The 26,475-nt window shown below is 70.2% G+C and carries 24 protein-coding genes and 2 pseudogenes; 10 read left to right on the top strand and 16 right to left on the bottom strand.

Annotated elements, in window-relative coordinates; all coding sequences use genetic code 11:
• Positions 1-77: 77 nt before the first annotated feature.
• Complete coding sequence (locus AB0D85_RS37620) at positions 78-680, top strand: TetR/AcrR family transcriptional regulator (RefSeq protein ID WP_362330565.1); 603 nt, start codon at positions 78-80, stop codon at positions 678-680.
• Here AB0D85_RS37620 and AB0D85_RS37615 read toward each other — a convergent pair.
• The 3 genes from AB0D85_RS37615 to AB0D85_RS37605 all read right to left on the bottom strand — a co-directional run bounded on the left by AB0D85_RS37615 (position 677) and on the right by AB0D85_RS37605 (position 3,964).
• On the bottom strand, positions 677-2,374 hold the full coding sequence (locus AB0D85_RS37615) for an AMP-binding protein (protein WP_362330562.1): 1,698 nt from the start codon (positions 2,372-2,374) through the stop codon (positions 677-679). The two genes, AB0D85_RS37620 and AB0D85_RS37615, sit on opposite strands and share 4 nt — an antisense overlap.
• Before the next feature lie 227 nt (positions 2,375-2,601).
• On the bottom strand, positions 2,602-3,180 hold the full coding sequence (locus tag AB0D85_RS37610; RefSeq protein WP_362330559.1) for a GNAT family protein: 579 nt from the start codon (positions 3,178-3,180) through the stop codon (positions 2,602-2,604).
• Positions 3,181-3,403: 223 nt separating this feature from the next.
• Positions 3,404-3,964: a hypothetical protein gene (locus AB0D85_RS37605; RefSeq protein WP_362330985.1), complete on the bottom strand. Its 561-nt coding sequence runs from the start codon at positions 3,962-3,964 to the stop codon at positions 3,404-3,406.
• A gap of 227 nt (positions 3,965-4,191) precedes the next feature.
• Between AB0D85_RS37605 and AB0D85_RS37600 the strand changes: the two genes are divergently transcribed.
• Together AB0D85_RS37600 and AB0D85_RS37595 are read left to right on the top strand one after the other, a co-directional pair.
• Positions 4,192-4,293: a DUF6192 family protein gene (locus AB0D85_RS37600; protein ID WP_362330556.1), complete on the top strand. Its 102-nt coding sequence runs from the start codon at positions 4,192-4,194 to the stop codon at positions 4,291-4,293.
• 119 nt (positions 4,294-4,412) lie between these two features.
• Complete coding sequence (locus AB0D85_RS37595) at positions 4,413-5,318, top strand: aminoglycoside phosphotransferase family protein (protein WP_362330553.1); 906 nt, start codon at positions 4,413-4,415, stop codon at positions 5,316-5,318.
• A gap of 37 nt (positions 5,319-5,355) precedes the next feature.
• Here the strand turns inward: AB0D85_RS37595 and AB0D85_RS37590 are convergent, their stop codons facing one another.
• Positions 5,356-7,050, bottom strand: coding sequence for a SulP family inorganic anion transporter (locus AB0D85_RS37590; RefSeq protein ID WP_362330982.1), 1,695 nt, complete (start codon positions 7,048-7,050; stop codon positions 5,356-5,358).
• A gap of 344 nt (positions 7,051-7,394) precedes the next feature.
• Positions 7,395-8,018 (bottom strand): carbonic anhydrase, encoded by a 624-nt coding sequence (locus AB0D85_RS37585; protein ID WP_362330550.1) that lies wholly within the window; start codon positions 8,016-8,018, stop codon positions 7,395-7,397.
• Positions 8,019-8,279: 261 nt separating this feature from the next.
• Here AB0D85_RS37585 and AB0D85_RS37580 point away from each other — a divergent pair, with 261 nt between their 5' ends.
• Both AB0D85_RS37580 and AB0D85_RS37575 read left to right on the top strand, forming a co-directional pair.
• Positions 8,280-9,326, top strand: coding sequence for a response regulator transcription factor (locus AB0D85_RS37580; RefSeq protein ID WP_362330547.1), 1,047 nt, complete (start codon positions 8,280-8,282; stop codon positions 9,324-9,326).
• Positions 9,326-10,816, top strand: a complete 1,491-nt coding sequence (locus tag AB0D85_RS37575) for an ATP-binding protein (RefSeq protein ID WP_362330544.1) — start codon at positions 9,326-9,328, stop codon at positions 10,814-10,816. Before AB0D85_RS37580 ends, AB0D85_RS37575 begins: the two co-directional genes overlap by 1 nt.
• A 244-nt stretch (positions 10,817-11,060) precedes the next feature.
• On the opposite strand, the gene AB0D85_RS37570 is transcribed toward AB0D85_RS37575, so the two are convergent.
• The gene (locus tag AB0D85_RS37570; RefSeq protein WP_362330541.1) at positions 11,061-12,107 is read right to left on the bottom strand and encodes a PP2C family protein-serine/threonine phosphatase; all 1,047 of its coding nucleotides are present in this window, start codon (positions 12,105-12,107) and stop codon (positions 11,061-11,063) included.
• A 502-nt stretch (positions 12,108-12,609) separates the two neighbouring features.
• Positions 12,610-13,011: pseudogene (gene tnpA, locus AB0D85_RS37565) on the bottom strand (IS200/IS605 family transposase); the annotation flags it as partial.
• A 56-nt stretch (positions 13,012-13,067) separates the two neighbouring features.
• Here tnpA and AB0D85_RS37560 point away from each other — a divergent pair.
• On the top strand, positions 13,068-14,306 hold the full coding sequence (locus AB0D85_RS37560) for a transposase (protein ID WP_362330538.1): 1,239 nt from the start codon (positions 13,068-13,070) through the stop codon (positions 14,304-14,306).
• On the opposite strand, the gene AB0D85_RS37555 is transcribed toward AB0D85_RS37560, so the two are convergent.
• Together AB0D85_RS37555 and AB0D85_RS37550 are read right to left on the bottom strand one after the other, a co-directional pair.
• Positions 14,208-15,416, bottom strand: a complete 1,209-nt coding sequence (locus tag AB0D85_RS37555; protein WP_362330535.1) for an FAD-dependent oxidoreductase — start codon at positions 15,414-15,416, stop codon at positions 14,208-14,210. The two genes, AB0D85_RS37560 and AB0D85_RS37555, sit on opposite strands and share 99 nt — an antisense overlap.
• 6 nt (positions 15,417-15,422) lie before the next feature.
• A complete protein-coding gene (locus tag AB0D85_RS37550) occupies positions 15,423-15,782 on the bottom strand; it encodes a hypothetical protein (protein ID WP_362330532.1) in 360 nt (119 codons plus the stop codon).
• Positions 15,783-16,001: 219 nt separating this feature from the next.
• Here AB0D85_RS37550 and AB0D85_RS37545 point away from each other — a divergent pair.
• Positions 16,002-16,109 (top strand): annotated as a pseudogene (locus AB0D85_RS37545) (nitronate monooxygenase); the annotation flags it as partial.
• Positions 16,110-16,224: 115 nt separating this feature from the next.
• Here AB0D85_RS37545 and cysN read toward each other — a convergent pair.
• From cysN to AB0D85_RS37515, 6 genes are read right to left on the bottom strand one after another with little or no spacing between them, the layout of a single operon-like run.
• Positions 16,225-18,183: a sulfate adenylyltransferase subunit CysN gene (gene cysN / locus AB0D85_RS37540; protein ID WP_362330529.1), complete on the bottom strand. Its 1,959-nt coding sequence runs from the start codon at positions 18,181-18,183 to the stop codon at positions 16,225-16,227.
• Positions 18,183-19,085 (bottom strand): sulfate adenylyltransferase subunit CysD, encoded by a 903-nt coding sequence (gene cysD, locus AB0D85_RS37535; RefSeq protein WP_362330526.1) that lies wholly within the window; start codon positions 19,083-19,085, stop codon positions 18,183-18,185. Before cysD ends, cysN begins: the two co-directional genes overlap by 1 nt.
• Positions 19,082-20,194 carry a hypothetical protein gene (locus tag AB0D85_RS37530; protein WP_362330523.1) on the bottom strand — a complete coding sequence of 371 codons (1,113 nt, stop codon included), beginning with the start codon at positions 20,192-20,194 and terminating at the stop codon, positions 19,082-19,084. Before AB0D85_RS37530 ends, cysD begins: the two co-directional genes overlap by 4 nt.
• Positions 20,195-20,212: 18 nt before the next feature.
• Positions 20,213-21,370, bottom strand: coding sequence for a sulfotransferase (locus AB0D85_RS37525; RefSeq protein WP_362330520.1), 1,158 nt, complete (start codon positions 21,368-21,370; stop codon positions 20,213-20,215).
• Between the two features lie 57 nt (positions 21,371-21,427).
• On the bottom strand, positions 21,428-22,201 hold the full coding sequence (locus AB0D85_RS37520; protein WP_362330517.1) for an SDR family oxidoreductase: 774 nt from the start codon (positions 22,199-22,201) through the stop codon (positions 21,428-21,430).
• A 13-nt stretch (positions 22,202-22,214) separates the two neighbouring features.
• Positions 22,215-23,087, bottom strand: a complete 873-nt coding sequence (locus AB0D85_RS37515) for an SDR family NAD(P)-dependent oxidoreductase (RefSeq protein ID WP_362330514.1) — start codon at positions 23,085-23,087, stop codon at positions 22,215-22,217.
• A 132-nt stretch (positions 23,088-23,219) separates the two neighbouring features.
• Between AB0D85_RS37515 and AB0D85_RS37510 the strand changes: the two genes are divergently transcribed.
• From AB0D85_RS37510 to AB0D85_RS37500, 3 genes are all read left to right on the top strand, one after another.
• Complete coding sequence (locus AB0D85_RS37510) at positions 23,220-24,161, top strand: LysR family transcriptional regulator (protein ID WP_362330511.1); 942 nt, start codon at positions 23,220-23,222, stop codon at positions 24,159-24,161.
• Between the two features lie 344 nt (positions 24,162-24,505).
• Positions 24,506-25,423 carry an LLM class F420-dependent oxidoreductase gene (locus AB0D85_RS37505; protein WP_362330508.1) on the top strand — a complete coding sequence of 306 codons (918 nt, stop codon included), beginning with the start codon at positions 24,506-24,508 and terminating at the stop codon, positions 25,421-25,423.
• Between the two features lie 72 nt (positions 25,424-25,495).
• Positions 25,496-26,110 carry a TetR family transcriptional regulator gene (locus AB0D85_RS37500; protein ID WP_362330505.1) on the top strand — a complete coding sequence of 205 codons (615 nt, stop codon included), beginning with the start codon at positions 25,496-25,498 and terminating at the stop codon, positions 26,108-26,110.
• 78 nt (positions 26,111-26,188) lie between these two features.
• On the opposite strand, the gene AB0D85_RS37495 is transcribed toward AB0D85_RS37500, so the two are convergent.
• Positions 26,189-26,475 (bottom strand): hypothetical protein (locus AB0D85_RS37495; RefSeq protein ID WP_362330502.1); only part of this gene is annotated, 287 nt, incomplete at its 5' end.

The raw sequence follows: 26,475 nt of genomic DNA, 5'->3' as shown, positions 1-26,475 counted from the left end.
GGTACTCAAAGCGGTACGTCAGTACCGGTAAGCATAGCCATTTATGGCTGTCGTGTCGCGGCTGGGATACTGACGGGATGATCAAGGCCTCCGCTCCCACCGGTCCGAATCCCGTCGGCCGGGGCGCAGCCCGGCGCTCCGAACTGTTCGAGGCGTTGGTGGCACTGCTGACCAAGGAGGGTTTCGCCCGCTTCACACTCGACGACCTGGCCACCCGGCTGCGCTGTTCCAAACGCACCCTGTACGGGCTGGCCGGCAGCAAGGAGCAGCTGGTCCGGGCTGTGGTGGTGCACTTCTTCCGGGGGGCCACCGAACGGGTCGAGGCGGCTTTGGCCGCCGAGGGCGATCCGGCCGCCCGACTTCCGGTGTACTTGGGTGCCGTCGCGGTGGAGCTCGGCCCGCTGTCGCCGCAGTTCTTCGACGACGTGGCCGGATTCGAGCCCGCCGCCGAGGTCTACGAGCGCAACACGCGGGCGGCCGCCCGCCGGGTGGAGCAGCTGATCGACGAGGGCGTGTCGGCGGGCGTCTTCCGCGAGGTGCATGTGGCGTTCGCCGCCGACGTGATCGCCTCGGTGATGGTGCGCATCCAACAGCGCCAGGTCGCCGCCGCCACGGGTCTCGGAGATGCCGAGGCCTACGCGCGGCTCGCCGAACTCCTGCTGCGCGGGCTCGTCCGCTAGCTGTTCCGGGAGGACTGCTCGCCGGCCCGTCGCTCGCGCAGCCGGAAGCGCTGGACCTTGCCGCTGGGCGTCTTGGGAAGCCGGTCGACGAAGTGGACGGCCCTCGGGTAGGCATGCGCGGCGAACCGGCGTTTCACGAGCTGCTGGAGCTCCGTGACCAGGGCTTCACCGGCGTCGCCCGCAGCTTCGGGCCTCAGGACGACAAAAGCCTCCAGTACCTCGCCACGCAGCTCGTCGGGGACGCCGACCACAGCCGACTCGGCGACGGCGGCATGCTCCGCAAGGACGCTCTCGACGTCGAAGGGGCCGATCCGGTAGCCGGCCATGATGATCACGTCGTCGTCGCGCGCGGAGAAGTAGAAGAAGCCGTCCTCGTCCTGGGTGCCGGCGTCACCGGTCAGGTACCAGCGGCGGTCGGCCGTGAAACGCGCGGCGGTCTTCTCCGGTGCGTCGGCATACCCGGTGAACCACATGAGAGGGCTGTCGGCCACCCGGATGGCGACCTGGCCCATGGTGCCCGGCGGCGCGGGTTCGTGCCCGTCACCCCGCAGCACCGCCGCGGACCAGCCGGGCAGCGGCCTGCCCATCGACCCGCCGCGGAGCGGCGAGCGCACGCCGTCGGCCCAGCCGTTGCTGATCACCATGCCGTGCTCGGTCTGTCCGTAGTGGTCGTGCACCGGCACCCCCAGGACCTCTTGCGACCAGGAGACGACGTCGGGGGTGAGCGGCTCACCGGCCGAAGACGCCCGGCGCAGGCGGACCCCGTCGGGCACCTGCTCGGAGGAGGTCCGCAGGGTGCGGTAGACGGTGGGCGCGGCGGCGAAGTTGGTCACCTTGAACTGCTCCATCACCTGCCAGGTGAGGGGCGCCGAGAAACCCGTGTGCAGCAGGATGCTGCGGACGCCGGCGGCCAGCGGACCGAGGACGGCGTAGTACAGGCCGTACGCCCAGCCAGGGTCTGCGGCGTTCCAGAAGACGTCGTCGGGCCGGACGTCGAGCCCGAATTCGAGATAGGCACGGAACGAGGCGAGGGCCCGGACAGGGACGGGGACAGCCTTGGGTGCGCCGGTCGTGCCCGACGTGAAGAGCTTGACCAGCAATCCGTCCGGGCCGAGAGCGACGGGCCTGCCCTGCGGCTCGTCACCGGAATAGCCCGACAGCAGCTCTTCGAAGGAGAGCTCGTGTCCCTGAGGCGAGCCCCCGACCACCACCGTCTGCCACGGCGCGTCGGCGGGCAGGTCGGGGCCCGGCGCGAGCTTGGATCCCTGGTCCCTGTCGACCAGGACGACCTTGACCCGCGCCGCCGTCAGCCGCAGCGCGATGGCCGGCGGGGCGAAGGCGGTGAACAACGGAACGTATACCGCTCCGCGCCGCCAGATGCCGAGCAGCGCCACGACCAGCTCGGCGGACTTGCCCATCAACGTGGCCACCGCGTCGCCCTGCCCCACCCCCAGATCCGCCAGCGCCGCCGCGAAACGCGCCGATTCCCGGCGCAGCTCGCCGTAGGTGAGGTCGCGGGCGGAGAGGTCCGCCTCGACGACGGTGAAGGCCACGGAGTCCGCCGGGTGCCGATCGCAGAGCAGGTCGGCGGCGCAGGCCTCCGCCGAGCCGTAGACGGCGATCAGGTCGTCGACGCGGCTGCGCAGGGACGAGGGCGTGGCTCCCCCGCTTCCACGGTGAGTCGTGTCTGGCACGCCTTCCCCTTTCCGGCCGTCGAGCCGGCCGAGGATGTGCGGTGGTGTTACGACGGCTTGTCCGCTGTGCCATGAGAACAGCCGACTACCCCCGGAAACTACCCCCGGAAAGGGGCATGGGCGATGACGACGATCCGGTATGGCGCTGTGCGGGGCTGGCCGTGCGCGCCGAAGGGGGCCTGCTTCGGTGGTCTCGTGCTGCGATGTCGGGTGGCGAGCGACGGATCTCAGTGGGCGGAAACCGGCTCGGGCAACGGCTGCCACTCCCGCCTGATCAGTCCGTAGACCCACGAGTCGGAGACCTCGCCGTTGACGACGCAGTCTTCCCGCAGCGTCCCTTCACGTACGAAGCCGAGCTTCTCCAGCACGCGGGCAGAAGCCACGTTGCGCGTATCGGTCTCAGCCTGGACGCGATTGAGGTCCAGCGTGTCGAATGCCCATCGCAGCAGAGCGCGCGCGGCCTCGGTCGCGTAGCCGTGGCCCCAGGCTGCGTCGTCGTAGCAGTAGCCAAGCGACGCGCTGCGGTAGTCCGGATTCCACCTGTTCAGGCTGCACCAGCCGATGAACGCCCCGTCGGAGGCACGATCCACGGCCAGCCGCGCCCCGGTGCCCTCCTGTGCCATCTGTCGGCAAGCGGTGATGAACTTCTCGGCGCGCACGCGTTCGCTCCACGGTGGCGCGTCCCAGTAGCGCAGCACGTAGGCGCTGCTGTGCAGTGCGAAGAGGGCGTCCGCATCCGTGTCTTCGAAGGCACGCAGCCGAAGGCGAGCGGTGTGCAACGAGGGGGCGGGCAGCGACGTCCTCATGTTCCCTCCCCTGATCGGTGGCCGATCAATCAGACATCCGCTGCGGGTCACTCGCAACGGATTTTCTCGACGGCCCTGCAGAACGACGTGTCCGCCCGTCGGCACGATCGAGCGCCCTCGGAGGACGGCACCTGAGGTGATGCCCGGTTTGACCTTTCGGTTGCGCAGAGCGGGCTGGTTGTTGCGGCCCCCTGGGCGTCGATGACAGCTGCGTGCCAAGGTCTCAGCCGGCGAACGTTTCGGTCAGGCGCACCCGGTAGCCGTCCTCTTCCATGAGCACGACGATGATGCCGAACGGGTTGGGGTCGTCCAGCTCGATCGGGGTGAAGGAGAAGTCCACCGCGGCCTGGATCGGCGGGACCAGTTCGCCGCCGGGTTGCGGCGCGGGGGCCGGCATCCAGTCCGGCGCGACCGATGCCCCACCCTCAGGACTGCGGGACAGGGCCTGCTCGCTGTAGGGGAACTGGTGCAGGACGTGCCCGTCGCGCGTGGCGAGCACCATGTTCAGGCACGGTGCCGGGCCGACGACCGGCAGCTCGCAGACGGTGGCGACGTCGTGGGTCTCCCAGGCCAGGACCACCTCGTCCGCGCGGGCCGCCGCGGCGATGTTCGAGAGTTCCACGATGCCGGTGACCGCGTCCTGGCCGGCCTTCAGGGGGCGGGCCCAGATCATCCCGACCAGTTCGCCGCGTACCAGCGGCATGATGAGCGGCCGCGGGACCGTGCCCTCACCCAGCCCGGCGGTGTACGCGCTCTTCGCCACGTCGACCAGCGCATCCCACATCTGTGCTTCCACGGAAGCTCCCTCCGTCTGCCTTACTTGATCACCGCACCCTGCCACGAGGAGTGAGGCCGTGTCAGCGGGATGATCAGCCCCTCCCGAAGGCGTGCCCGGGAAGATCCGTTCCCCGCCCGGCGCAGTCCGGGCGTGACGCCGCATTCGGCTCAGCCGGCAGGACCTCGTGGAGCCGCTGCCAGACACCGGCCTCGTTCTGACGCAGCCCGGTCGCTGTGGCCCTCCGCGTGATCGACCGGTCGGTGGAGTTCCTGGACCTGGTCACTGCCTGCCGCTGCTCCGTCGCCGCGGTGGGCCGGACCGTCCGAGGCCTGTGATGCATGGCTTTCTGGCACTGAATCGGTGATGCCCGAGGGATCACAGCGAGATGTCCGGAGATCGCGAGCCGGCTTTCGGCTGCCGTTTTCGTCTGCCGAAGTCAGTACTGTGAGGTCGCATGACCGGTACCGAGATCGAGATCACCGCGGATCTGGTCCGCGACCTGTTGCAGGAGCAGCATCCAGACCTTGCGGGGCTGGCCGTCCGGGAGGTGGCGGGCGGCTGGGGCAACCAGATGTGGCGTCTCGGGGACGAGTTGGCCGTGCGCATGCAGCGCATGGACCCCACCCCACAGGGCCAGCTCAAGGAGCGGCGGTGGCTGCCCGTGCTCGCCCCGCGCCTGCCGCTCCCGGTACCGACCCCCGTGCGGTTCGGCGAACCGTCCGAACGATTCCCCGGGCACTGGACCGTGATGACGTGGGTTCCCGGCGAGCCGCTGGACCACGGCTCGATCAGCCGCGGCGACCACGCGGCCGACACACTGGCAGACTTCCTCAGGGCACTTCACGTGGAGGCGCCCGCCGACGCCCCGACCGCCACGGACCGCGGCGGCCACCCCGGGAACTACACGGAGGGCTTCGAGAACCTCCTCCGGGCCACTGCCCCCGCCGCTATCGCCGCCGACGCCCAAGCCGTCCGGGCCGTCTGGGACGACGCCGTCGCAGCACCCGCGTGGGAGGGCCCGCGGGTGTGGGTCCACGGCGACCTCCATCCCGCGAACGTCGTCGTCTCCGGCGGAACACTCTGCGGCATCGTCGACTTCGGCGACATGTTCGCCGGCGATCCGGCGTGGGACCTCGCCGCCGCATGGCTGCTGCTGCCCACGGGCAGCGCCTCACGGTTCTTCGACATGTACGCGCAAGCAGACCAGGCCGCGATCCGGCGCGCCCGCGGACTGGCCGCCATGAAGACCCTCTTCCTGATCCTCATGGGACACAACGGAGACCGCGGCCTGCCCGGCGGCAAACCGCACTGGGGACCCGTCGGCCGGGCGGCACTCGAACGCGTCCTGAAAGGCATGTGACCGGCTTCGGCCGCGGTGACCTCTTGAGCCTCTACGGCTATCGCGGCGTGTACCCCTGCGCGTACTCCTCCGCGTACCGTCGTGCGAAGTCCTCCGGCATGGGGGTGGTGTCCAGGTAGAACCACTCGGCCGTGGGGCTGGGGGCGGCCGGTTCCGGAGTGGGGACGGGGGGTGTCGTACGGCGGGGGAGTGGGCCCGTGCCCGTCTTCAAGGGATGCCCATGCCGCGGTTCTTCCCGTTGTGCTGTCTCGTGTCGCAGGTACGGCCTTTCCGTCCCGCCCGGTTCCGCCGCCGGCCGTTTCGCCGCGCCCGGCATCAGGAGTTCCACGCGCAGGCCCTTTCCCCGTTGCTGCTGGGTGAATTGCTCCACCTGGCTGCGGCAGGCGTGGTCGAGGTGCGTGACGCCCGTGAGGTCGAGACGGATGCGCGGCTTGCCCGCCTCCGCCGCCGCCTCCAGGGCCTCGATGACCTGGGGCAGCCGCAGGAAGGTCGCGTTGCCCGCCATCACCACCTTCGCGGTGTCGTCCTCGATGTGCTGCCGGATGACGGTCTGCGACATCCGCACCGCCGCCAGCACGATGCCTGCCGCGAGGCCGATCAGGACGCCCTCCAGCAGGGCCGTCGCCACGATGACCAGCGTGGTGACGGTCATGACCGCGAACTCGCCCCGGTCCTGCTTCCACATCTTCGGGAACTCCTCGGGTGCGAAGAGCTTCCAGCCGCTGTGGACGAGCACGCCCGCGAGGACCGAGACCGGGATCAGTGCCAGCACCTGGGGGAGCAGCAGGGCGAAGGCGAGCAGCCACAGGCCGTGGAGCGTACGGGAGAGCCGGGTCCTGGCACCCGCCTGGACGTTCGCCGAACTGCGGGCCACCACCGCGGTGATGGGCAGCGCGCCGAGCAGACCCGCGACGGTGTTGCCGACGCCCTGGGCGATCAGCTCGGGGTTGTAGCGGGTGCGCGGGCCGTCGTGCATGCGGTCCACCGCCGCCGCCGTGAACAGCGATTCCGCGGACGCGATCACCGTGAAGGTGAGGATCGCCGTGATGATGCCCGCGTCCGCCAGTCCCGCGAACTGCTCCGGGCCGGGTACGTCGATGGAGGCCAGGAGGTTGCCCACCTGGAGGGTCTTCACCTCAACGCCGGGCAGCGCCGCCACCGCGATGCCGACGCCCACGGCGACCAGGGCGGCCGGGACCTTCTTGACCGGGCCCGGCATCTTCTTCCACAGGAAGCTCAGGACCACCGTCATGGTGCCCAGACCGGCCGCGATCATCGCCTGTGGGCTGGCCAGAGTGTCCGCGAGCAGGCCCGGGATCCCGGCGATGTTCTGGATCGGGGTGCCGAGGGCCTTCGCGTCCATCGCCGGGTAGGCCTGGCTGAACATCAACGGCAGACCGATGCCGGCCAGCATGCCCTGGACGACGGCCAGCGAGATCGCCTGGAAGAAACGGCCCAGCTTCACCAGTCCCAGGACGATCTGCAGCAGGCCGGAGAACAGGACGATCACGCCGAGCATCGCCACGCCGTGTTCGAGGACGGTTTCCGCGACCAGCGCCGCGAGACCGGCGGCCGGTCCGCTGACCTGCAACGTACTGCCGCGCGCCGCGCCGACCACCAGACCGCCGATGACACCCGAGATGATCCCCAGCTCGGCGGGGACACCGGAGGCCACAGCCACGCCGATGCAGAGGGGAAGCGCGACCAGGAACACGACGAGCGAGGCGGTGATCTCGGTGGCGAGATCGGCCTTCGGGCCCCTCGCACCTTTCCCGCCCGCCGTCTCCTCCGGTCCGCCCGCGTGAGACGACCTGCCGGCGGGTTCCCTCGTAGGGGGCCGGGTGTCCCAGCGCGGTGGCGCTTGCCTGCCGTCGAACGATCGCCGTTCGGAGCCGCCGTACGCGCGCCGCGCGGACGAGGCGTGCCACGCGTCGAAGGCCTGGCCCTCGTCGTCGAACTCCCGGCCCACAGTGTGCGGTTCGGGTCGGCCGGCGGTTTGGCCCGGTCCGGGCGGCGCGGAGTGCCACGCCGGGCCGGTCGGTGTCCTCGGCACCGAGTTCCGGGCGTGTGCGCCGCTCACGCCGCGTGTACCCGGAAGAGGCCGTCCTCTTCCAACTCGTGCACCCGGCCGGTGTCCACCTCGTAGTACCAGCCGTGCAGCCGCAGCCGCCCGCTGTCCAGACGGCGCCGTGCGGCCGGGTAACTCCGCAGCGCCGCAAGCTGATTGACGACGTTCAGCTGGGAGATCTCCGGCAGCCGGGGGTCCGCCACGCTACGGCCGGTTCCGCTGTCCCCGTCCAGGACGGGGGCCAGCCGGGGGCGGGCGAGTTGCAGCCAGGCGTCCACGCCGGGCAGCGCGGACAGGTCGTCTCCGGACTTCAGCGCGCCCATCGCACCGCAGTGGGAATGGCCGCACACCACGATGTCCTGAACGCCGAGCACCTCCAGCGCGTACTCGATGGTGGCAGCCTCCCCCGAGGCGCCCGGTCCGTCGTGCGGCGGGACGATATTACCTGCGTTCCGCAGTTCGAATATATCGCCGGGGCGTGCGCCCGTAATCAGGGCTGGAATCACCCGGGAATCCGAACAGGTGATGAACAGAGCCTCGGGGTATTGGCCCTCGGCCAGTCGCCGGTATTCGTCGCTTTCGAATTCGGCCCGTCGCTTGAACGAGCGGGCGCGGTCCAGTAGTTCCTTCATGGTTCCTCCAGGTCAGAGCTGTTCAGCGCTGATGGGGCCTGGTCGCCTTGAGGATCGGCCAGTTCCCCAGAACCGTAGAGGAGCGTGGGCCAGACGGAGGTTAGAGGAACACTAAACCGCCGACAAGAATGGGACAGTTTTCGTCGCACGATGAGCCATCGCTCTCATTTCACGGACCGATGCTGCGTTTTATCGGTCGTTCTTGTAGCGTGACGGATCCACGGAACACCCGAATTCGGTTCATGGGAGAGACGGGAACGCATGGGCGTACGAGTCCTGCTCATCGAGGACGACCACACGATCGCCGAGCCGCTCGTCGAGGGCCTCGGGAACTTCGGGCTGACGGTGCATCACGTCGGCACGGGGAACGAGGGGTTGAGAGGTCCGTACGGCGATGTCGTCCTGCTCGACCTCGGTCTGCCCGACATGGACGGCATCGACGTGTGCCGGAGCATCCGTCAGACCTCGGACGTGCCGATCATCATCCTCAGCGCGCGAGGCGAGGAGGCCGACCGGGTGCTGGGCCTTGAACTCGGCGCCGACGACTATCTGGCGAAGCCGTTCAGCATGCGCGAGCTGGTGGCCCGGGTGCGCGCGGTGACCCGGCGGACGCACCGGGGGCTGGCGGAGCGGGAGTTCGCGGGAGCAGCGGCCTACGGAGCGACCCAAGCGGGTCCGGCGCCGGAACAGGCCTGGGGAGAACCCTTCGTGAGCGCCACGGCGGCCACCCCCGCACCTGTGCACGCCGCCCCGCCCCCCGTCCACACACCTGGCTTCACCCCCTACGAGCCCGAACCGACGCCCGGCCGGCCCACCCAGGCTATGGTCCCGGGTGCCGTCGGCCCGCTGGTCGTGGACCGGCGGACCCGGCAGGCGTGGGTCGGGAACGACACCGTGGCACTCACCCCCAAGGAGTTCGACATCCTCGCGCTGCTCACCGAGGACCCCGGGGCGGTCTACTCGCGCCAGCAGATCCTGGACCGGGTCTGGGACCCGCACTACGAGGGCCCCACCAAGACGCTGGACGTCCATGTCGCCACCCTGCGCCGTAAGTTGGGCAACCCGGCGTGGATCCAGACCCTGCGCGGAGTCGGCTTCCGGCTCGCGGTCCACACCCGCCCGCCGGGCGCTCCGCAGCCGTCGGAGTCCCCAACCGAATCACCGGCTTCGTCGGCCGGATACGGTTCGGAACACTCCTTCCCCGGCTACCACGCCCCGCACGACTTCGCCCCGCACGAGCAGCAGGGCTACGACGCCCCGTTCGCCCGTCGCCCCTATCCCGCCCCGCACCCCTCGGCGTCGTTCTGATGACCCGTCGTCTGCTCCTCAGCTACCTCACGCTCGCCGCGCTGCTGCTGCTCGCGTTGGAGATCCCGCTCGGGTTCGTCTACTCACGCGGTGAGCGTGAGCGAGTGATCAACTCGGCGCAGGACGAGGCGGAGTCGGTGTCGGCGTTCGCCTCACTGTCGATCTCGATGGGCCGGGCCGCGCAGGATCTGCCCACGCGGGCCGCGCACTGCGCCGAACGCATCGGCGGCAATGTGCTGATCGTGGACCCGTCCGGCGCACTGCTGGCCAGTTCACATCCACTGTCCGAGCAGGAGCAGGGGCGACTGGCGAGCCAGCCCGGCATCGCGGCCGCGCTGCGGGGCACTGCCACGGCCGATGTCCGTACCTCCACCATCGGCGGGGTGGAGTACCTCGCGGTCGCCGCGCCGGTGACACACGGCACGGTGAGGCAAGGCGCCGTCCGGATCACCGTGCCGACCCGGACGGTCCATGAACGGGTCCACCACGTCTGGCTGTTGCTCGTCGCCGGCGGGCTCGTGGCGCTGGCCGCGGTCGCCGTCGTCGGCTTCGGCATCGCCCGCTGGACCGGACGGCCGATCCGTGAACTGGAGGACGCGACACACGCGTTGGCCTTCGGAGGTACGGCCGCACCGGTGGCGATCACCAAGGGACCGCCCGAAGTACGCAGTCTCGCCGCCACGTTCAACCGTACGGCAGCCCGCCTCGAACATCTCCTGGCCTCGCAGCGGGCGTTCGCGGGAGAGGCCTCACACCAGCTGAAGACCCCGCTCGCGGCCCTGCGGCTGCGGTTGGAGAACCTGGAGAACGACATCGCGCTGGGCGCGCGTGGCTCGCTCACCGCCGCGCTCACCGAGACCGACCGGCTGGCCCGCATGGTCGAGGGGCTGCTCGCCATGGCCCGGCTCGACGAGAGCGCGGCCGAACCGGAGTCGGTCGACCTGGCGCTGGTCTGTGCCGAACGGCACCACGCCTGGCGCCCGTTGTACGAGCAGCACGGCGTATGGCTGGCGCTCGCCGGAGACTACACGGGCAAGGTGCTGGCCCTGCCGGGCGCGGTGGAGCAGGTCCTCGACAACCTGCTCGCCAACGCGCTGCGGGTATCGCCGCCCGGCTCCACGGTCTCCGTCGACCCGCGCTGCCAGAAGGTGCCGGATCGCCGTTTCCCGCACCGGCTGACGGGCGCGGGCTGGGTCGAGCTGCATGTCATGGACGAGGGACCCGGTATGACCGATGAGCAGCGCCGTCGCGCCTTCGACCGGTTCTGGCGGGCCCCGGACGCACCGAAGGGCGGTACCGGCCTGGGCCTCGCCCTGGTCCAGCGCCTGGCCCATGCCAGTGGCGGCGAGGCCGTCCTGTGCCGCGCCCCGGGCGGCGGTCTCGACGCCGTCATCCGCCTCCCGGCGGTCCCGTCCCGCACCGGCATGGCGCCCCCGGACCGGCAGTACCCGTCCAGACCTGTCCAGACGGCGACACAGGGCTGGGGCTGAGACCGTGCCCCAGGTGGTGGTGAGGCGGGCGTCGACTCGGTAGGGGGCGGGGAACGCGGAGTTGGACCGTGCCGGACGGGCCGTGGGAGTGCACCTGGCATGATCACGGTCTGCCCGTGGAGTCCTGCCCGACCCAGCCGGCGGCGGCCACCACGCGGGGCGGCCGTACGGTCACCGCCGGCTGGGCGTTTCGTGGCCGAGTATGTCTACGACCGCCCGGGACGTGGCTGTCTTGTGGCCCGGTTCACCGGTAGCGCAGCAGCAGCATCGCGGCGTCGTCCTGGAGGGGGCCGTTGACGTGCTGCAGCAGGTCCTGGCGCAGGGTTTCGAGGGCGGTCTCGGGGTCGTTCTCCTTGAGCAGGTGGGTGCGTTCGGTGAGCGGGTAGAAACGTCCTTCGCCATCACGGGCCTCGATGATGCCGTCGGTGTAGAGCAGCAACTGGTCGCCGGGGAGGAACTCGCTGCGGTACAGCTCGGGATGAGCTGCGCCGTGGGCGCCCAGGCCGAGCGGCAGTGCGTAGGAGGGAGGCTCGGGCAGCTCCACGGCGCCGTCGTCGCGGATCAGCAGGGGAGCCGGGTGGCCGAAGTTGAGGAATGTGACCTGGTGGGCACTGACCTCGGCGAGGATGGCGGTGACGAACTTCTCGCCGTCCAGCTGGCGGTCGACGGAACGGGACAGCCTGCGTGCGACCTGGGTGAGATCCGCCTCGTCGAGGGCCGCCTCCCGGAAGGCCCCCAGGACCAGGGCCGCGGTCTCCACTGCTTCCAGCCCTTTGCCCTGGACGTCCCCGACGATGGCGCGTACGCCCTGAGGCGCGGCGACCACCTCGTACAGATCTCCTCCGATGCGGGCCTCGGTGACGGCGGACGTGTAGGAGACGGCCGCCCGTAGGTGGCCGGCCAGCCGTGGCACCGGCTTGAGCAGCACCCGCTGTGCGGCCTCGGCGATCGACCGGACGCTGGCCAGCTCGGCTTCCTGCCTGCGGCGCATGGACACGGCGACCAGCCCCGCGACGGTGACGCCCAGGACCGATCCGATGATCATGGAACCGCGGCGCACGGTGGTCAGGTCGTCGTACCAGCCGAGCCCCAGGCAGAGCAGCAGGGCGATACCGCCGACGCACGCCGTACGTCTCCAGCCGCCCACCAGAGAGGCGAATGCGGGTCCCACCGCGACCAGCGGCAGGAAACCCAGTGACGAGCCGGCCGCGACATCGGCCACGGCGATGGTGGCCATGACGGCGAAGGGCAGCACGGACAGCACTCTCAACTGGCGGTTCTCCGCGGACATGTTGCCGAACGCCTCCTCGCATCTGGGACGGCAAGGCGCATAATCGCAGATGTACCCATGCGTCCCCACGAATAGGCGGCAGCGCCGAGAGACCATCTTCTGCCCGGTGCTGCCTTCCCGTCCGAAGATGCCAGGACGGGCCCCGTCCAGGGTGCCGTCGGGGGAGACCGCGGCGTACGCCGAATGACCCCCGTGTCGGCGGGGGCCACCCGGAGCGCTTCGCCCGCATCCGACGGCGACCGGGTCCCCTCGTGCCTGTCCCGGACGCGCGGTCCGTACAAGCCGATTCCTGCTACCCGCGTCCCGGCCAACTCGGGTCGAAGGTGTCGTAGATGTTGGGCAGGCCGAGGGAGTAGTTCAGCGAGTCTCTTGCGAGGAACCCCAGGCGTTTACGCCTGGGAGGAATCGCATCGTGTGGTGGCGACGCGGAGCGTCGCAGCGTCCGGGGGTTCGGGCGCGGAGCGCGCACGGCTGTCCGGCGGAGCCGGTGAGTGCTCTCGCCTCAGTCGGGGCGTTTCTGGTTCTCGATGTACTCCTTGACCACGGAGAGCGGTGCTCCGCCGACGGAGGCGGCGAAGTAGGAGGGGGACCAGAAGTGGTCGCCCCACAGGTATCGGCGTATGTGGTCCGGGAACTCCTGGCGCAGGCGGCGGGCGGAGACGCCCTTGAGTGAGCCGACCAGCCGGGACATGGCGATCTTGGGCGGCTAGTGCACCAACAGGTGTACATGGTCGCGCTCGCCGTTGAACTCGGTCAGTTCGGCGCCGAAGTCGGTGCAGACGTCCCGCATGATCTCCTCGCAGCGGGCGAGGAGATCATCGGTGAAGACTCCGCGAGGGTACTGCGGGGTGAAGACCAAGTGCGCGTGCAGGATATGGACGACACTGCGTCCCCTGCGTACGTCGGGGTTTGGTCCCTATCTCGGCGACACAGGTCAATGCTAGGCGCTAGCCTGGCCGGGTGAAACTGGTGGTGCAGGTCAAGCTGCTGCCGACGCCTGTGCAGGCGTCGGCACTCGAGTCGACCTTGCGCGCCTGCAACGAAGCGGCGACCTGGGTGTCCGGGGTGGCCTTCGCCAGGGATGTGAAGCGGAACTTCGCCCTGCGCGAGCACACCTACACCGAGATCAAGCAGCGGTGGGGGCTGGGTGCGCAGGCCGCCCAGCACGTCATCAAGAAGACCTGCGACGCCTACCGCACACTGGCGGCGAACCTGAAGGCCGGGAACCTGGGCAAGCCGTGGTCGAAGCGGTACCGGCGGGCGGTGGACAAGCCGGTCACCTTTCGGCCCGAGGGCGCCCAGCCCTATGACGACCGCATGCTGTCCTGGCAGATCGGTGAGCGGACCGTCTCCCTCTGGACCTTGTCGGGGCGGGTGAAGGGGGTGGCGTTCACCGCCTCCCCGGAACAGTTGGCCCGCCTCGCCCTGTACCGCAGGGGCGAGTCCGACCTGCTCTACCGCGACGGCATGTGGTTTCTGCAGGCCACCTGCGAGATCCGCGAGGCCGAACCGAACGCGGATCCGGACGGCTTCCTGGGCATCGACCTGGGGATCGTGAACATCGCGGCTACGTCGGACGGTCAGATCATGGCCGGGCGGGCCCTGAACCGGGGACGGCTGCGCGAACGCACCCTGCGCACCAAACTGCAACGCAAGAACACCCCGTCCGCCAGACGCCGGCTGAAGAAACGGCGGCGCAAGGAAGCACGGCGGGCCAGGGACATCAACCACAAGATTGCCAAACAAGTGGTGGCCGAGGCAGAACGCACCGGACGCGGAATCGCCCTCGAAGAGCTGACGGGCATCCGTGAACGGGTACGGCTTCGCAAGCCCCAACGGGCCACCCACTCCAGCTGGTCGTTCGCCCAGCTGGGGTCGTTCATCGCGTACAAGGCCCGCAAAGCAGGCGTCCCGGTGGTGTACGTCGATCCCGCGTACACCTCCCGCACCTGCGCCGAATGCGGCCACATCGACAAGGCGAACCGGGTCTCCCAGGCTTGGTTCGCATGCCGGTCCTGCGGATTCGTTGATCACGCGGACCGGAACGGCTCCCGCAACATCCGCGCCCGCGCGGAAGAGCTGTGGCGACGCGGGGCGCAGTCAACCGCCCCAGACCCACCCCCGACACCCGAGGGCGGGACCGGACGCAAGCGCAGCACCGCAACCAGTGGCGCCCGCTCTGCAAGCCCGTCGCTTTAGCGACGGGTCGTTGACATCGTCGTCCGCGGAGATGGGGGCGAACTCGGGCGGTTGGTAGAGGGTGAACAGCTCGGCGTGGGCCTCGGTACCGCCGGAGTTGTCGATGATCGCGTTGGTCACTTTGCGGCCCGCTTCGTTCGCCGCCTCCATGGTGGCGAGGTTGATGTCGGCGCGGACGTAGTCGGATGCCAGGTAGAGGTTGGGGACGCCGGTCGTGGCTTCCGGGCGGTTGGCCCAGGAGCCTGGTTCGTTGATCAGCAGGGGCTCGTCGTCGGCGACACTCGACGTGCCGACCGCCATGATCGCGGGGTCGATGAAGGAGGAGGAGACGATCGAGTCGGGCAGTGCCACGGCCCCGAGCGGGATCGACCGGCGCAGCTGTTCCTTGATCTCGGCGATGATCTCGGTCGGCGTGCACTCCTTGGCCGCTTTGCCGTACAGGACGCTGGGCTTGTCCCAGGCGGACAGGTCGAGCGAGTAGCAGTCCTTGACGGTGCCGTCGCCGTAGGTGGCGGCGAAGTCGGCCTTCCAGAACTGGGTCTGGTTGATCGAGGTCAGCGCCCAGGGCTGGCCCGGATAGGTGACGTGCCCCTTGCTGAGCTGGAGCGGCTGCGTCAGGTACAGCATGATGCCGTTCATCCAGTCGGTGGTGAGTTTCTGGAGGCCGGCGAGGCCGGGGTCGATGGCGAGGATGCCGGCGTTGAGCAGCGGGACCGCTCGTTCGACCGGAACCGCGAGGACGCAGTGGTCGGCGGTTACCGTGGTGGTTCCGGTGTCGGTGGCCACGCGGGCACCGCTGATCCTCTCGCTCGCGACCTGCAGCTCGGTGAGGGTGGCGCCGAGTTGGAAGGTGACGCCGAGGCTGGTCAGGTGCGCGATCCAGGGGTCGATCAGCGCCTCGTTGGTCGGTGCGTTCAGGACCCGGTCGGGGGCGCCGTAGCCGCGGAGGCCGAGTGTGCTGTAGACCCAGGCCTCGGCCGTGAGACCCATGGTGCGGGCGTTGGCCCTGTCCGGCTTGGCCGCCACCAGCGTGCTGGTGAACATCTGCACCAGCAGCTCCTGGTACGCCGTCGACATCTTGTCCGCTCCGACGAACTTCGTGAAGCTCATCGGTTCTCACTGCCCCATCCGGCGCTTGGGGCCGCTGGTGACGAAGACGATCATCTTCTGCAGGAAGTACGCGATCTCGTTGAGCGGTACCAGGCCGACGAGGTTCAGCGTGGTCCCCAGGAAGGCCGGCAGGGAGTCGGGGCTGAGGGTGCCGACGATGCTTCCCCTGGCCGGGAGGCGCAGCGTGGAGTTTTTGGAGAAGGCGACCTCCTCCGATCCCGACACGAGGTTGTCGTGTGCCGTCCCGCCGCCGGACAGCGGGATACGGCTCATCGAGTCCGGCAGGTTCTGGTAGAAGCCGGGGAAGAACCGGAAACCGTGCTCGGCGGGCAGGTCGCTCCGGCCTCCGGTACCGGAGGCCGACATGCTGCGGCACTTGCGCCCCATGCCTTGCGCTCGTACACGGTCACTGTGTAGCCGCGCTCGGCCAGTTCATGGGCGACTGCGGCTGCTCCGCGCCGCCCTCACCCGCGTCCACGGCCGCGCACGGTGACCGCCCACGGCGCCCAGAAGGGAATCCGATTCCATGCTGACGACCCGCCTCACCGAGTCCCTCGGAGTGGAGCCCCCCTCGTCCAGGGCGGCATGCAGGGGGTGGGACGCGCTGAACTCGTGGCAGCCGTCGCCGAAGCCGGCGCCCTGGGTTTCCTCACCGCCGTGACCCGGCCCGCCCCCGAAGCCCTGGTCAAGGAGATCCAGCGCTGCCGCGACCGCACCGACATGCCCTTCGGGGCGAACCTGCCCGCGAGCCGAGTACGCGGGGCTGCGGATGAGGCTCGTCTCGTAGAAGGCGGCCGAAACATACTGGTCAGCTGCCGTCGTCCGGCGTCGGGCCCGATGCGCCGAGGTGTCCGCTCGTGCGCAGGTGTTCCACGACGCGGGTGGCGAGGGCCTCGGGAGGGAGCGGGCCGCTCGCGTCCAGCCGGATTTCAGGGTCGAGCGGTTTCTCGTAGGGGGAGTCGATGCCGGTGAAGTGCGGGAGTTCGCCACGGCGGGCTTTGGCGTAGAGGCCCTTGGGGTCGCGGGACTCGGCGACCCCGAGCGGGGTGTCGACGTGGACCTCGATGAACTCGCCGTCGGGGAGCAGGGAGCGGGCCAGGTCGCGTTCGGCGCGGAACGGGGAGATGAACGAGGCGAGGACGATGAGGCCCGCGTCCGTCATCAGCCGGGTGACCTCGGCGGCCCGCCGGATGTTCTCGACGCGGTCGGCGTCGGTGAATCCCAGGTCGCGGCTCAGGCCGTGGCGCAGGTTGTCGCCGTCGAGGAGGAAGGTGTGGAACCCCTCGTCGTGCAGGCGGCGTTCGACGAGATCGGCGATGGTCGACTTGCCGGCGCCGGAGAGTCCGGTGAACCAGACGACGGCGGGGCGCTGACCCTTGCGCTCGGCACGGGCCGAGCGGGTGACCTCGGTGTGCTGCCAGTGGATGTTGTGCGCCCGGCGGAGCGCGAAGCGCAGCAGACCGGCGGCGACGGTGTTCCGGGTGACGCGGTCGATGAGGACGAAGCCGCCCGTCTCGCGGTTGTCGGTGTAGGGGTCGAAGGGCACGGGCCGGTCGAGGGCGAGGGTGCAGACACCGATGTCGTTGAGTGCGAGGGTGCGGGCGGCCGTGTGGTCGAGGGTGTCGACGTTGATCTTGTACTTGGGGCGGGAGACGGTCGCGCCTGTACTGCGCGTCCCCAGCTTCAGCAGATACGGGCGGCCCGGGAGCATGGGCTCGGGGCTCATCCACACGAGGTGACACTCGAACTGGTCGGCGACCTCTGGGGGTTGGGACGCGGACGCGATGACGTCGCCCCGGCTGATGTCGGTCTCGTCGTCGAGCGTGAGGGTGACGGACCGACCCGCGGTGGCGGTGTCGAGGTCGCCGTCGGCCGTCACGATGCGGGCGACCGTGGTCTCCCGGCCCGAGGGGAGCACACGGACGCGGTCTCCGGGGTGTACGACGCCACCGGCGATCCTGCCGCAGAAGCCCCGGAAGTCGAGGTGGGGGCGGCTCACCCACTGGACCGGCAGCCGGAAGGGGCCGTCGGCGGCGGTGCTCTCGACGTCCACGGACTCGAGATGCCCGATGAGCGTGGGGCCGGTGAACCACGGCGTGCTCGCGCTGAGTTCGGTGATGTTGTCGCCGTTAAGGGCGGAGACCGGGATGCACTGGACGTCGGTCAGGCCGATGCCCGCCGCGAAGCGCCGGTAGTCGTCCGCGATGGACTCGAAGGCATCGCGGTCGTAGCTGACGAGGTCGAGTTTGTTGACGGCGAGGACGATGTGGCGGATGCCGAGCAGGGCGACGAGATGGCTGTGCCGGCGGGTCTGGGTCAGGATTCCCTTGCGGGCGTCGACGAGGATGACCGCGAGGTCGGCGGTCGAGGCGCCGGTCACCATGTTGCGGGTGTACTGCTCGTGCCCGGGGGTGTCAGCCACGATGAACTTGCGGCGCTCGGTGGTGAAGAAGCGGTACGCGACATCGATGGTGATGCCCTGCTCCCGCTCGGCCGCCAGGCCGTCGACGAGCAGCGCGAGGTCGAGGGCGCCGCCCTGGGTGCCCGCGGTGCGCGAGTCGCTCTCCAGGGCCGCGAGCTGGTCGGAGAAGATCAGCTTGGAGTCGTAGAGCAGGCGCCCTATGAGGGTGCTCTTGCCGTCGTCGACGCTGCCGCAGGTCAGGAAGCGCAGCAGGGATTTCTCCTCGTGCCGGCGCAGGTAGGCGTCGATGTCGGTGCCGGGGGGCTGGGGTTGGGGCTGGGCCGGGGACGGTGCGGGGTGGGGCATCAGAAGTACCCTTCCTGCTTCTTCTTCTCCATCGAGGCCGCCGCGTCGTGGTCGATGACCCGCCCCTGCCGCTCGGAACTCGTGGTCAGGAGCATCTCCTGGATGATGCCGGTGACGGTCGTCGCGGAGCTCTCGACGGCGCCGGTGAGCGGATAGCAGCCGAGCGTGCGGAAGCGGACGGAGCGCGTTCGGGGCCGTTCTCCGGGGCGCAGGGGCATCCGGTCGTCGTCGACCATGATGAGGGCGCCGTCACGTTCGACCACGGGCCGGGGCGCTGCGAAGTAGAGCGGGACGACGGGGATGTTCTCGCGGCGGATGTAGAGCCAGACGTCGAGTTCGGTCCAGTCGGAGAGCGGGAAGACACGGACGCTCTGGCCGGGGCGGCGGGCGGCGTTGTAGAGCCGCCACAGTTCCGGGCGCTGGTCCTTGGGATCCCAGTGGTGACGGGCGGAACGGATGGAGAAGACGCGTTCCTTGGCGCGCGACTTCTCCTCGTCACGTCGGGCCCCGCCGAAGGCGAGGTCGAACTTGTGCTTGTCGAGGGCCTGTTTGAGCCCTTCGGTCTTCCAGAGGTCGGTGTGCGTGGCGGAGCCGTGGTCGAAGGGGTTGATGCCGTGTTCCACGCAGTAGGGGTTGCGGTGGACGAGGAGTTCCATGCCGGACTCGGCCGCGGCCTTGTCACGGAAGGCGTACATGGCCCGGAACTTCCAGGTCGTGTCGACGTGCAGGAGCGGGAACGGCGGCGCGGCGGGGTGGAACGCCTTGCGGGCCAGGTGGAGCAGGACGGAGCTGTCCTTGCCGACGGAGTACATCAGCACCGGGCGCTCGCTCTCCGCGACGGCCTCGCGCAGAATGTGGATGCTCTCCGCCTCCAGGCGCTCCAGGTGGCCGAGCGCCGTCACGGCGTGTTCCCCGGGCGGTAGTCGCCGGCCATGAACTTCCCAGCCGAATCTCGCAGTTGGGCGTCGACACCGTCGGGCCACTCGATGGCCTCGCGCACGGTCGAGCGCTCCATCATGCCGTACGTCTCGCAGCCGTCCCAGCGGTAGCGGACGCCGGACTGATGCAGGACCGGGAAGCCGGGCATGGTCGGGCGCAAGGCGGTGTCATGGGCGGAGAAGGCGGTCTCGGCCTCGATACGGACGGTACGGCCGTCGGTGGTCTCCAGGACGACGGACACGTCCTCGCCGCGCTCCCGCAGGGTCCGCAGGAAGGGGCCCCGGACCACGCGGGCCGGGACGAGCGCACCGTCGCCGTCGAAGACGAAACCCTCGTTGAAGGTGGGGCTGCCGTCGGGACTCGGCGGGTAGGTGATGTAGCCGAACGCGCGGCCGTCGGGAAAGAGCGCCGACTGCCAGCAGTGGCCCCAGAACCCCGCCAACTGGCGTACGCCCTGGCGGCGGATGCGCAGGCCGCTGCCGGTGAAGGTGTGTTCCTCGCCCTCGACGCGTACCGTGCCGGTGGCGCGGACCAGTTGTTCGTAGCGGGGCCCGCCCATGAAGCCCTGCTCCACGCCGGTCGTGAGCTTCTCGGCGGCGTCGGGCAGCAAGGCGCCCTGGATCCACGGCGGTACGGCGGGACGGGCCTCGATGTGGAACTCCACCTCGGACCGCGGGCCGTCCTGGTGGCCGTCGATGAGCCCGGCGGTCGTGGTGCGGACGGCCGTGCCCCGGAAGTCGGCGCTCCACAGGCGGAAGGGCTCCACGCAGCGGAACGCGAGCGGACCCGCGCCGATGATCCTCGGCCGGCCCTGCTCGTCGAGCGCCGGGTGGGTCTTGCCGGTCTCGCGCAGCCGGTAGACCCGGCCGTCGGGGAGCGCGAGGTTCACCTGGATGCCGTGCGCCTCCCACTGGGGTGCGTAGGCCTCGACGGCGAACCGGGGCAGGCCGATCGCGCCCCGGTCGTCGGAGATCCACATGCTCACGGAGTCACGCATCTCGGGGTTCTCGGGGACGTCCGCGAAGACGTCCTCCCGCTCCTCGGGCAGTCCGCCGGTGAGGTCGATGGCCATGACGGGGGTCCTCTCGGCTCAGTGCCGGGTCCACTGGGGGATACGGGCGGTGTAGTCGGCGAAGAGCGGTGCGATGCGGTCCGGGTCGAGGCCGAAGGAGGCGGGCTCGGGGTGGGACGCCCGCTCCCGGTGGGCGGCCGACTCCTCCCACCAGGCCGCCATGCCCTCGGCGAAGGCCTCGGTGACCGGTTCGCCGAGCCAGGCGTACAGCCGGCGCACCTCGGCGACGGGGTCCCGCTGCATCGCGCGGAAGTCGATGTCGTGGAAGCGGTCCTCGCCGCGTGCCTCGGACTTCTCGCGGAAGGCGAGGGCACGGGCCATGCCGGTGGACCAGTGCTCCACGTTGAGCGCCCCCATGGCCTTCGGGTCGACGTCGTCGCTGAAGCGGCCGGCGACCTCCGTGCACAGGTCGGCCACGGAGACGATGACAGCGGCCGGGTCGCGGTGGGTCCACACGAAGCGCGCGTCGGGGAACGCGGTGTCGAGGTGGTCGAGCCAGAGCAGGTGGGCGGGCGTCTTCAGCCGCCAGGGCATGGCCGGGCGGCGCCACTGCAGCAGTTTGAGGACGCGGCGTTCATAGGCGTAGGCGGGGGTGAGATCAGCGTCGTGGAGCAGCCAGCGGGAGTACTCCGGCACCTGGGCGAACGCCTGGAAGTAGTGGGAGGCGAAGGACAGACCGAGCAGGGGCAGGCACTCCATGGGCCCGGTGGGGCTGCCGGGGACCATGGCGAGGGTGCGCGGCGACAGGCGGGCGATCTCGGCGATCTGCGCCTTGCCGCTCTCGATGCGCGGGTCTTCTCCTTCGACGGTGCCGGGCGGTGGGCAGGGCTCGGTCGCCTCCCAGCGGCGCAGGGAGCGCGCGTGCGGATCCTCGGCGAGGAGGAAGGAGAGGGCGGTGGAGCCGGTGCGCGGAAGGCCGATGCCGATGAGCGGTGCGATGACCGGCTCCTCGTCGATCTCCGGGTGGCGCCGGTACCAGTCCTCGATCTGCAGACGCTGCCCGAGCAGCTTGACCAGGAGCGCGGGGATGGAGCGTTGACCGGTGGCGTTGAGGCGTGCGTGGTCCCGGAGGTCGCGGACGAGGAGTTCGAGGCCCTCGCGGAAGGAGTCGTCGCCGAAGTCGTCGAGTCCGGTCTGTTCGCGGGCAGCGGTCAGCAGTTCGTCGTGCGGTGACATGGTGAGCCCTTCGGAGTAGGGCGGGCGGGAGGACGGCGGGAGGCAGTAACTCCGCTGTCAGGCACGCATGTTGGCGCCGCCGTCGACGGCCCACACCTGGCCGTTGATCCATTCGGCGTCGTCGGAGAGCAGGAACGCGACGGTCGCGGCGAGATCCCCGGGGCGGCCGAGCCGGGTGGTGGGCACCTCGTCGAGGAAGCGCTTCTGCAGTGCGACATCGTTCTGCTCGCGCTGCAGTTCGCCCATGACGAGCCCCGGCATCACGCCGTTGCATCGCACGCCCCGTCGGCCCCAGTTGACCGCGATGTGCCGGGTGAGGGAGTTCACGGCGGCCTTGGAGGCGGCGTAAGCGGGACGCCACGGGTCACCGCTGCTGACGGCGGCGCCGGAGGAGGTGTTGACGATGCTCCCGCCGCCGTGATCCAGCAGGTGGGGCAGGACGGCGCGGGTGGTGCGGACGAACCCGACGACGTTGACGTCCATGGTGCGCTGCCAGACCGTCAGATCGGTGTCGAGAATCGTCCTGTCCCGGCCGAGGTTGCCGGGCGACAGGTCGGCGCCGACGTTGAACAGCCCGTGGACGGCGCCGAATTCACGGATCGCCGTCTCGACGAGGGCCGCCACCGTCGCCTCGTCGGCGAGGTCGAAGGGGACCGCGACGGCCTCACCGCCGGCCTTCGCCGCGCGCTCGGCGGTCGCCTCGGCGCCGGGCAGGTTGATGTCGCCGACGACGACACGGGCGCCCTCCTCGGCGAGCCGGATCGCCGTCCCGGCCCCGATGCCGGTGGCGCCACCGGCGACGATGATCGTCTTGCCTTCCAGTCCGCGCATGGTGTCGGCCCTCTCAGCCCATCCAGATTCCGCCGGCGACGTCGATGGTCTGGCCGCACATGTAGTCGGCCGCCTCGGAGGCGAGATAGGCGACCATGTTGGCCACCTCTTCGGGGAGCCCCACCCTGCCGAGCTGCACATACCGCTCCAGCGATGTGGCGATCGAGGTGCGGGCCGCACGCTCCCGGTCGTCGCGGGGCGCGGTGACGTAGCGCCGCATGTCCGGTTTGATCATGATGCCGGGGGCGACTCCGAGGACGTTGATGCCGCGCGGCGCGAACTCGTGGGCCAGGTTCCGGGTGAAGCCGATGACGCCCGCCTTGCAGGCACAGTACGTGGTGAGCCCCTTCTGCTGGACGCGGCCGCCGACGGCGCTGATGTTGATGATGCGGCCGTGGCCCTGCGCCACCATGTGCTCCAGGGCCGCGTGGGCGCCGTACATCACCATGGTGAGGCTGCCCAGGACGGTCGTGTCGATCTCGGCCTTGGTGTGCTGCTCGAAGGCGCCCGCGAAGGACATCACCGGGTTGTTCACCATGATGTCGAGGCCGCCGAGCGCGTCCTTGCTCTCGCGCACCGCCCGGTGCACCTCGTCCCAGTCCGACAGGTCGGCGCGGATCGGGACGGCCTGCACCCCCCACTTCTTCTCCACCTCCGCCGCCCTGCGCTCCACCTTCTCCAGCGTCCGTCCGACCAGGGCGACATCGGCGCCGCAGCCGGCGAGCCGGTGCGCGGTGGCCTGCCCGAGTCCGTCGCCGCCGGCGCCCGTGACGACGGCCTTGCGTCCGGTGAGGTCGAGAAGCTCGGGAACGGACTTGTCGATGATGTGGGTGGGCAGGCGGTCCATGCCCATGGCGGTGTCCCAGTTCGGCTCTTGGGCGTTCACAGGGTCCCCTCCTGCGATGTCTGAGGAAATCTCACTTCCGCGATGCTAGAACTTGGTTCTCGTGATCAGCCAATACAAATTTCGGCGCACGGATATAGCTCTCCGGTATAGCCCGTCGCTACGGTGAAGGGCGTGGACACGCATCGGCTCTCCTATTTCCTGCGGGTCGCCGAGGAAGGCTCGATCAATCGCGCGGCCGGAGTGCTGGGGGTCGCGCAGCCCGCGCTCAGCCGCCAAGTGCGCCTGCTGGAGGAGGATCTCGGCGTTCAGCTGTTCCGCCGGACCGCCCGCGGCGTCCGGCTCACGCAGGAGGGCGAACGGCTGCGCGCCGCCGTCGCCGGGCCCCTGCGCCGCCTCGAACTGGCGGTGCGCTATGCCGGATCGCCCCTGGCGCGGGTCGAACGCGGGCTGCACGTGGGCATGCCGGAGACGGCCGCCGCCGTCCTGGCCGTTCCGCTCCTCGGCGCCCTCGGCGCGGCGTTCTCGCGGATCACCTTCCAGGTCAGCGCCGCGCCGACGGAGAACCTCCTGGCGCGGTTGCTCGACGGTTCGCTCGACATCGCGCTGCTCGATCCCGTCGAGGACGGCCGGTTGTTCCAGGAGGACCTCGTCATGGAGGACCTGGTCGTGGTGGGCGGCCCGGACTGCGGACTGAGCGTGGACACGGCGGTGTCGTTCGTCGAGCTCTGCGCGTGGCCGCTCGTCCTCCCGGCATCACGGGTCGGGGTGCGGACGGCGGTGGAGAACACCGCGCTCCGACTGAAAACGCAGCTCTCGTCCCGCCTTTCGACGGACTCGCTCGAACTCACCAAGGACGCCGTCGCGGCGGGACACGGATTCGCGGTCCTGCCCTATTCCTCGTGTGCGCGGGAATTCGCCACGAACCGGCTCTGCCACGCCTCCCTCCTCGACCCCGTCCTCACCCGTCCGCTACGGCTTTCGGTGACGTCGAAGCTGGACCTGCCGACGGGACTGGCCACCCGGGTCAGCGCCATCATCAGGGAGGAGACGGCCCGGCTCATCGAGTCCGGCACCTGGCGCGCGCGCCTGACGACACCGCGCGCGGTGAACTGACCGGGGCGCACTGAAGGGGCGCGAAGCGGTCGACCCAAGCACTTGGATCGGATTGACCACACCGTGAGAATGTAGTTCTCTCTCAGGTGTATCCATGTTTCCGGAGATCCGGCACAGGGAGTGCAGGCCGCGTACCACCCGCCGGTCGCAGGCAGGAAGCGGACCGACCAATGTGTCGGCATGCCGACGCGGAGTCCGCGGCCGTCGCGGCCCGTGCTCGCCGCCGGGCGGCGGATCGCAGAATCGCACGAAGTGGTCGGTACCGTCCCGTACTTGATGTCAGACAGGCCCGCCTCCCGGCCACCCCACTCGCACCTTCGCTCTCGATGGACGGAGTTCCGAACATGAGCACGCGACTGCGCTTCATCTTCCACTACCCCGAGGGGACGGGGCCCGACGCCGACGCGTTGGCCGCGGGACCACTGCACGAGATCGCCGCGGCCGCCGAGGACGCGGGGTTCGACGGCTTCTCGCTCAGCGAGCATCCCGTACCCGGGGCGCGCTGGCTGGCGTCGGGCGGTCACCAGACCCTGGACCCGCTGGTCGCCCTGTCGTACGCCGCCGCGGCGACCCGCCACCTGCGCCTCGTGACGTATCTGGCGGTGGCGCCGTACCGGAACCCGTTTTTGCTCGCCAAGGCGGCCGCGACGCTCGACGTGCTCTCCGGAGGGCGGCTCACCCTGGGGCTCGGCGCCGGGTACCAGAAGAGCGAGTTCCACGCCCTCGGAGTCGAATTCACCGAACGCAACGCCCTGTTCGACGAGGCGCTGGACGTGCTCCCGCTGCATTGGAGCGGCGAGTCGTTCAGCTACCGCGGACGGCACTTCGACGCACGGGAGGTGATCGCCCGGCCGCGCCCGGTCCAGGACCCCATCCCCGTGTGGATCGGAGGCAACTCACGCCTGGCGCGCAGGCGTGCGGCCGAGCGGGCGCAGGGCTGGCTTCCGATGTCCGGGCCGGCGCAGCTCACCGCCACCGCACGCACGCCTGCCCTCGGCTCGCTCGCCGAACTCGCCTCCCAGACAGCCGAGATGCGCGCGGCTGCCGAGAACGCGGGCCGCCCGGAGCCGCTGGATGTGGTCTTCTCCTATCCGGACCGGTCCATCGCCGCCCCGGCGGCCGATGCCGAACGCCACCGGGCGGTCTTCGCCGAGATCGAGAAGGCCGGGGCGACATGGGTTGTGGTGTCGAGCGGTACTCGGGACCCGTCGGCGACCCGGGAATTCCTCACGGCCTTCGGGGAGACCTACCTCCAAGCCTGACGCACCGTCCTGAGCGCGGGGGCACGTGCTCGACCGCGAGTTCCCCGACCACGCAGGGGTACGATCGCTGCCGTGACCGAGGCACCAGTGACGACGAGGGACATCGCGCGAGCCGCCGTACGGGAGCGCCTGGCCCGGGTGGCCGTGGAGTTCTTTCGCAAGGAGGGCTTCGACAGGGTCACCGCCAGTGAGGTCGCCGAGGCGGCCGGGGTGTCGCGCAGCACGTTTCTGCGGTACTTCGGCACGAAGGAGGAAGCGGTCCTGAGCGCGTTCGAGTCGAACTACGGCGATGCCGTGGCCGTGCTGCGTGCCCGGCCTCTCGACGAGGACGCCTGGACGGCCCTGCGGCATGCGATGGTCGCGCTGATCCGGCCGTACTACGACAGCGTGGCCGACAGTCTCGCCCTGGCCCGCCTGATCGACGAGTCCGCCGCGCTGCGGGCGCGCCGCCTGGAGATGATGTCCCGCTGGCGCGACATCCTGGCGGGTGTCCTCGCCGAACGGGCCGGCGAGCCCGGTGAGGTCACCATCGGCTTCCTGGTGCTCACGGCGGCCGCGATCGACTGTGTGACCATCGCCGTCGAACGATGGACCGCGGTGGACGGCCGAGTCGACCTGACCGACCTCCTCGACGAGGCGTTGGCCACGCTCGCTCCCCGGCAGACCGAACGGCTCCAGAGCCTGTAGAGCTCCGGGATCTGCGCAACGGCAGTGCGCGGTCGGGCCGGTCGCGGTACGGGCCGACCCGGTCGCGCCTCCGTGAGCTCAGGGCCGCAGGTCGTCGAGTACGCCCTGGACCCTCGTACGGATGTCGGCCTCGTAGGTGCCGCCACGGTAGACGATGACGTGAGCGCGGTCGGCCTCGATGCCGGCCAGCGCGGCCGAGGTGACGTCGTCCATCGTCAGCCCTTCCTGCGGCAGACCGGCCCCTCTCAGCGTCGCCTCGTCCAGCGGAACCATCGGCACGTCGGCCGGATTGACCTGGCGGGAGCTGACGCCGATGTCGCTGGGGACGTAACCGGGGCACAGGGCGGTCGCGCCGACATGGGGCG

The organism is Streptomyces sp. NPDC048277, from assembly GCF_040652235.1.
Lineage (GTDB): Bacteria > Actinomycetota > Actinomycetes > Streptomycetales > Streptomycetaceae > Streptomyces.
The sequence above is the reverse complement of the archived record's forward strand: the minus strand, read 5'-3'. Positions and strand labels throughout refer to the sequence as shown.

Bases quoted from the DNA above. Each gene is read 5' to 3' on its own strand.
- AB0D85_RS37620 (WP_362330565.1), top strand. From the start codon at position 78: ATGATCAAGGCCTCCGCTCCCACCGGTCCGAATCCCGTCGGCCGGGGC.
- AB0D85_RS37610 (WP_362330559.1), bottom strand. From the start codon at position 3,180: ATGAGGACGTCGCTGCCCGCCCCCTCGTTGCACACCGCTCGCCTTCGG.
- AB0D85_RS37605 (WP_362330985.1), bottom strand. From the start codon at position 3,964: ATGTGGGATGCGCTGGTCGACGTGGCGAAGAGCGCGTACACCGCCGGG.
- AB0D85_RS37595 (WP_362330553.1), top strand. From the start codon at position 4,413: ATGACCGGTACCGAGATCGAGATCACCGCGGATCTGGTCCGCGACCTG.
- AB0D85_RS37585 (WP_362330550.1), bottom strand. From the start codon at position 8,018: ATGAAGGAACTACTGGACCGCGCCCGCTCGTTCAAGCGACGGGCCGAA.
- AB0D85_RS37580 (WP_362330547.1), top strand. From the start codon at position 8,280: ATGGGCGTACGAGTCCTGCTCATCGAGGACGACCACACGATCGCCGAG.
- AB0D85_RS37575 (WP_362330544.1), top strand. From the start codon at position 9,326: ATGACCCGTCGTCTGCTCCTCAGCTACCTCACGCTCGCCGCGCTGCTG.
- AB0D85_RS37570 (WP_362330541.1), bottom strand. From the start codon at position 12,107: ATGTCCGCGGAGAACCGCCAGTTGAGAGTGCTGTCCGTGCTGCCCTTC.
- AB0D85_RS37555 (WP_362330535.1), bottom strand. From the start codon at position 15,416: ATGAGCTTCACGAAGTTCGTCGGAGCGGACAAGATGTCGACGGCGTAC.
- AB0D85_RS37550 (WP_362330532.1), bottom strand. From the start codon at position 15,782: ATGTCGGCCTCCGGTACCGGAGGCCGGAGCGACCTGCCCGCCGAGCAC.
- cysN (WP_362330529.1), bottom strand. From the start codon at position 18,183: ATGCCCCACCCCGCACCGTCCCCGGCCCAGCCCCAACCCCAGCCCCCC.
- AB0D85_RS37530 (WP_362330523.1), bottom strand. From the start codon at position 20,194: ATGGCCATCGACCTCACCGGCGGACTGCCCGAGGAGCGGGAGGACGTC.
- AB0D85_RS37525 (WP_362330520.1), bottom strand. From the start codon at position 21,370: ATGTCACCGCACGACGAACTGCTGACCGCTGCCCGCGAACAGACCGGA.
- AB0D85_RS37520 (WP_362330517.1), bottom strand. From the start codon at position 22,201: ATGCGCGGACTGGAAGGCAAGACGATCATCGTCGCCGGTGGCGCCACC.
- AB0D85_RS37505 (WP_362330508.1), top strand. From the start codon at position 24,506: ATGAGCACGCGACTGCGCTTCATCTTCCACTACCCCGAGGGGACGGGG.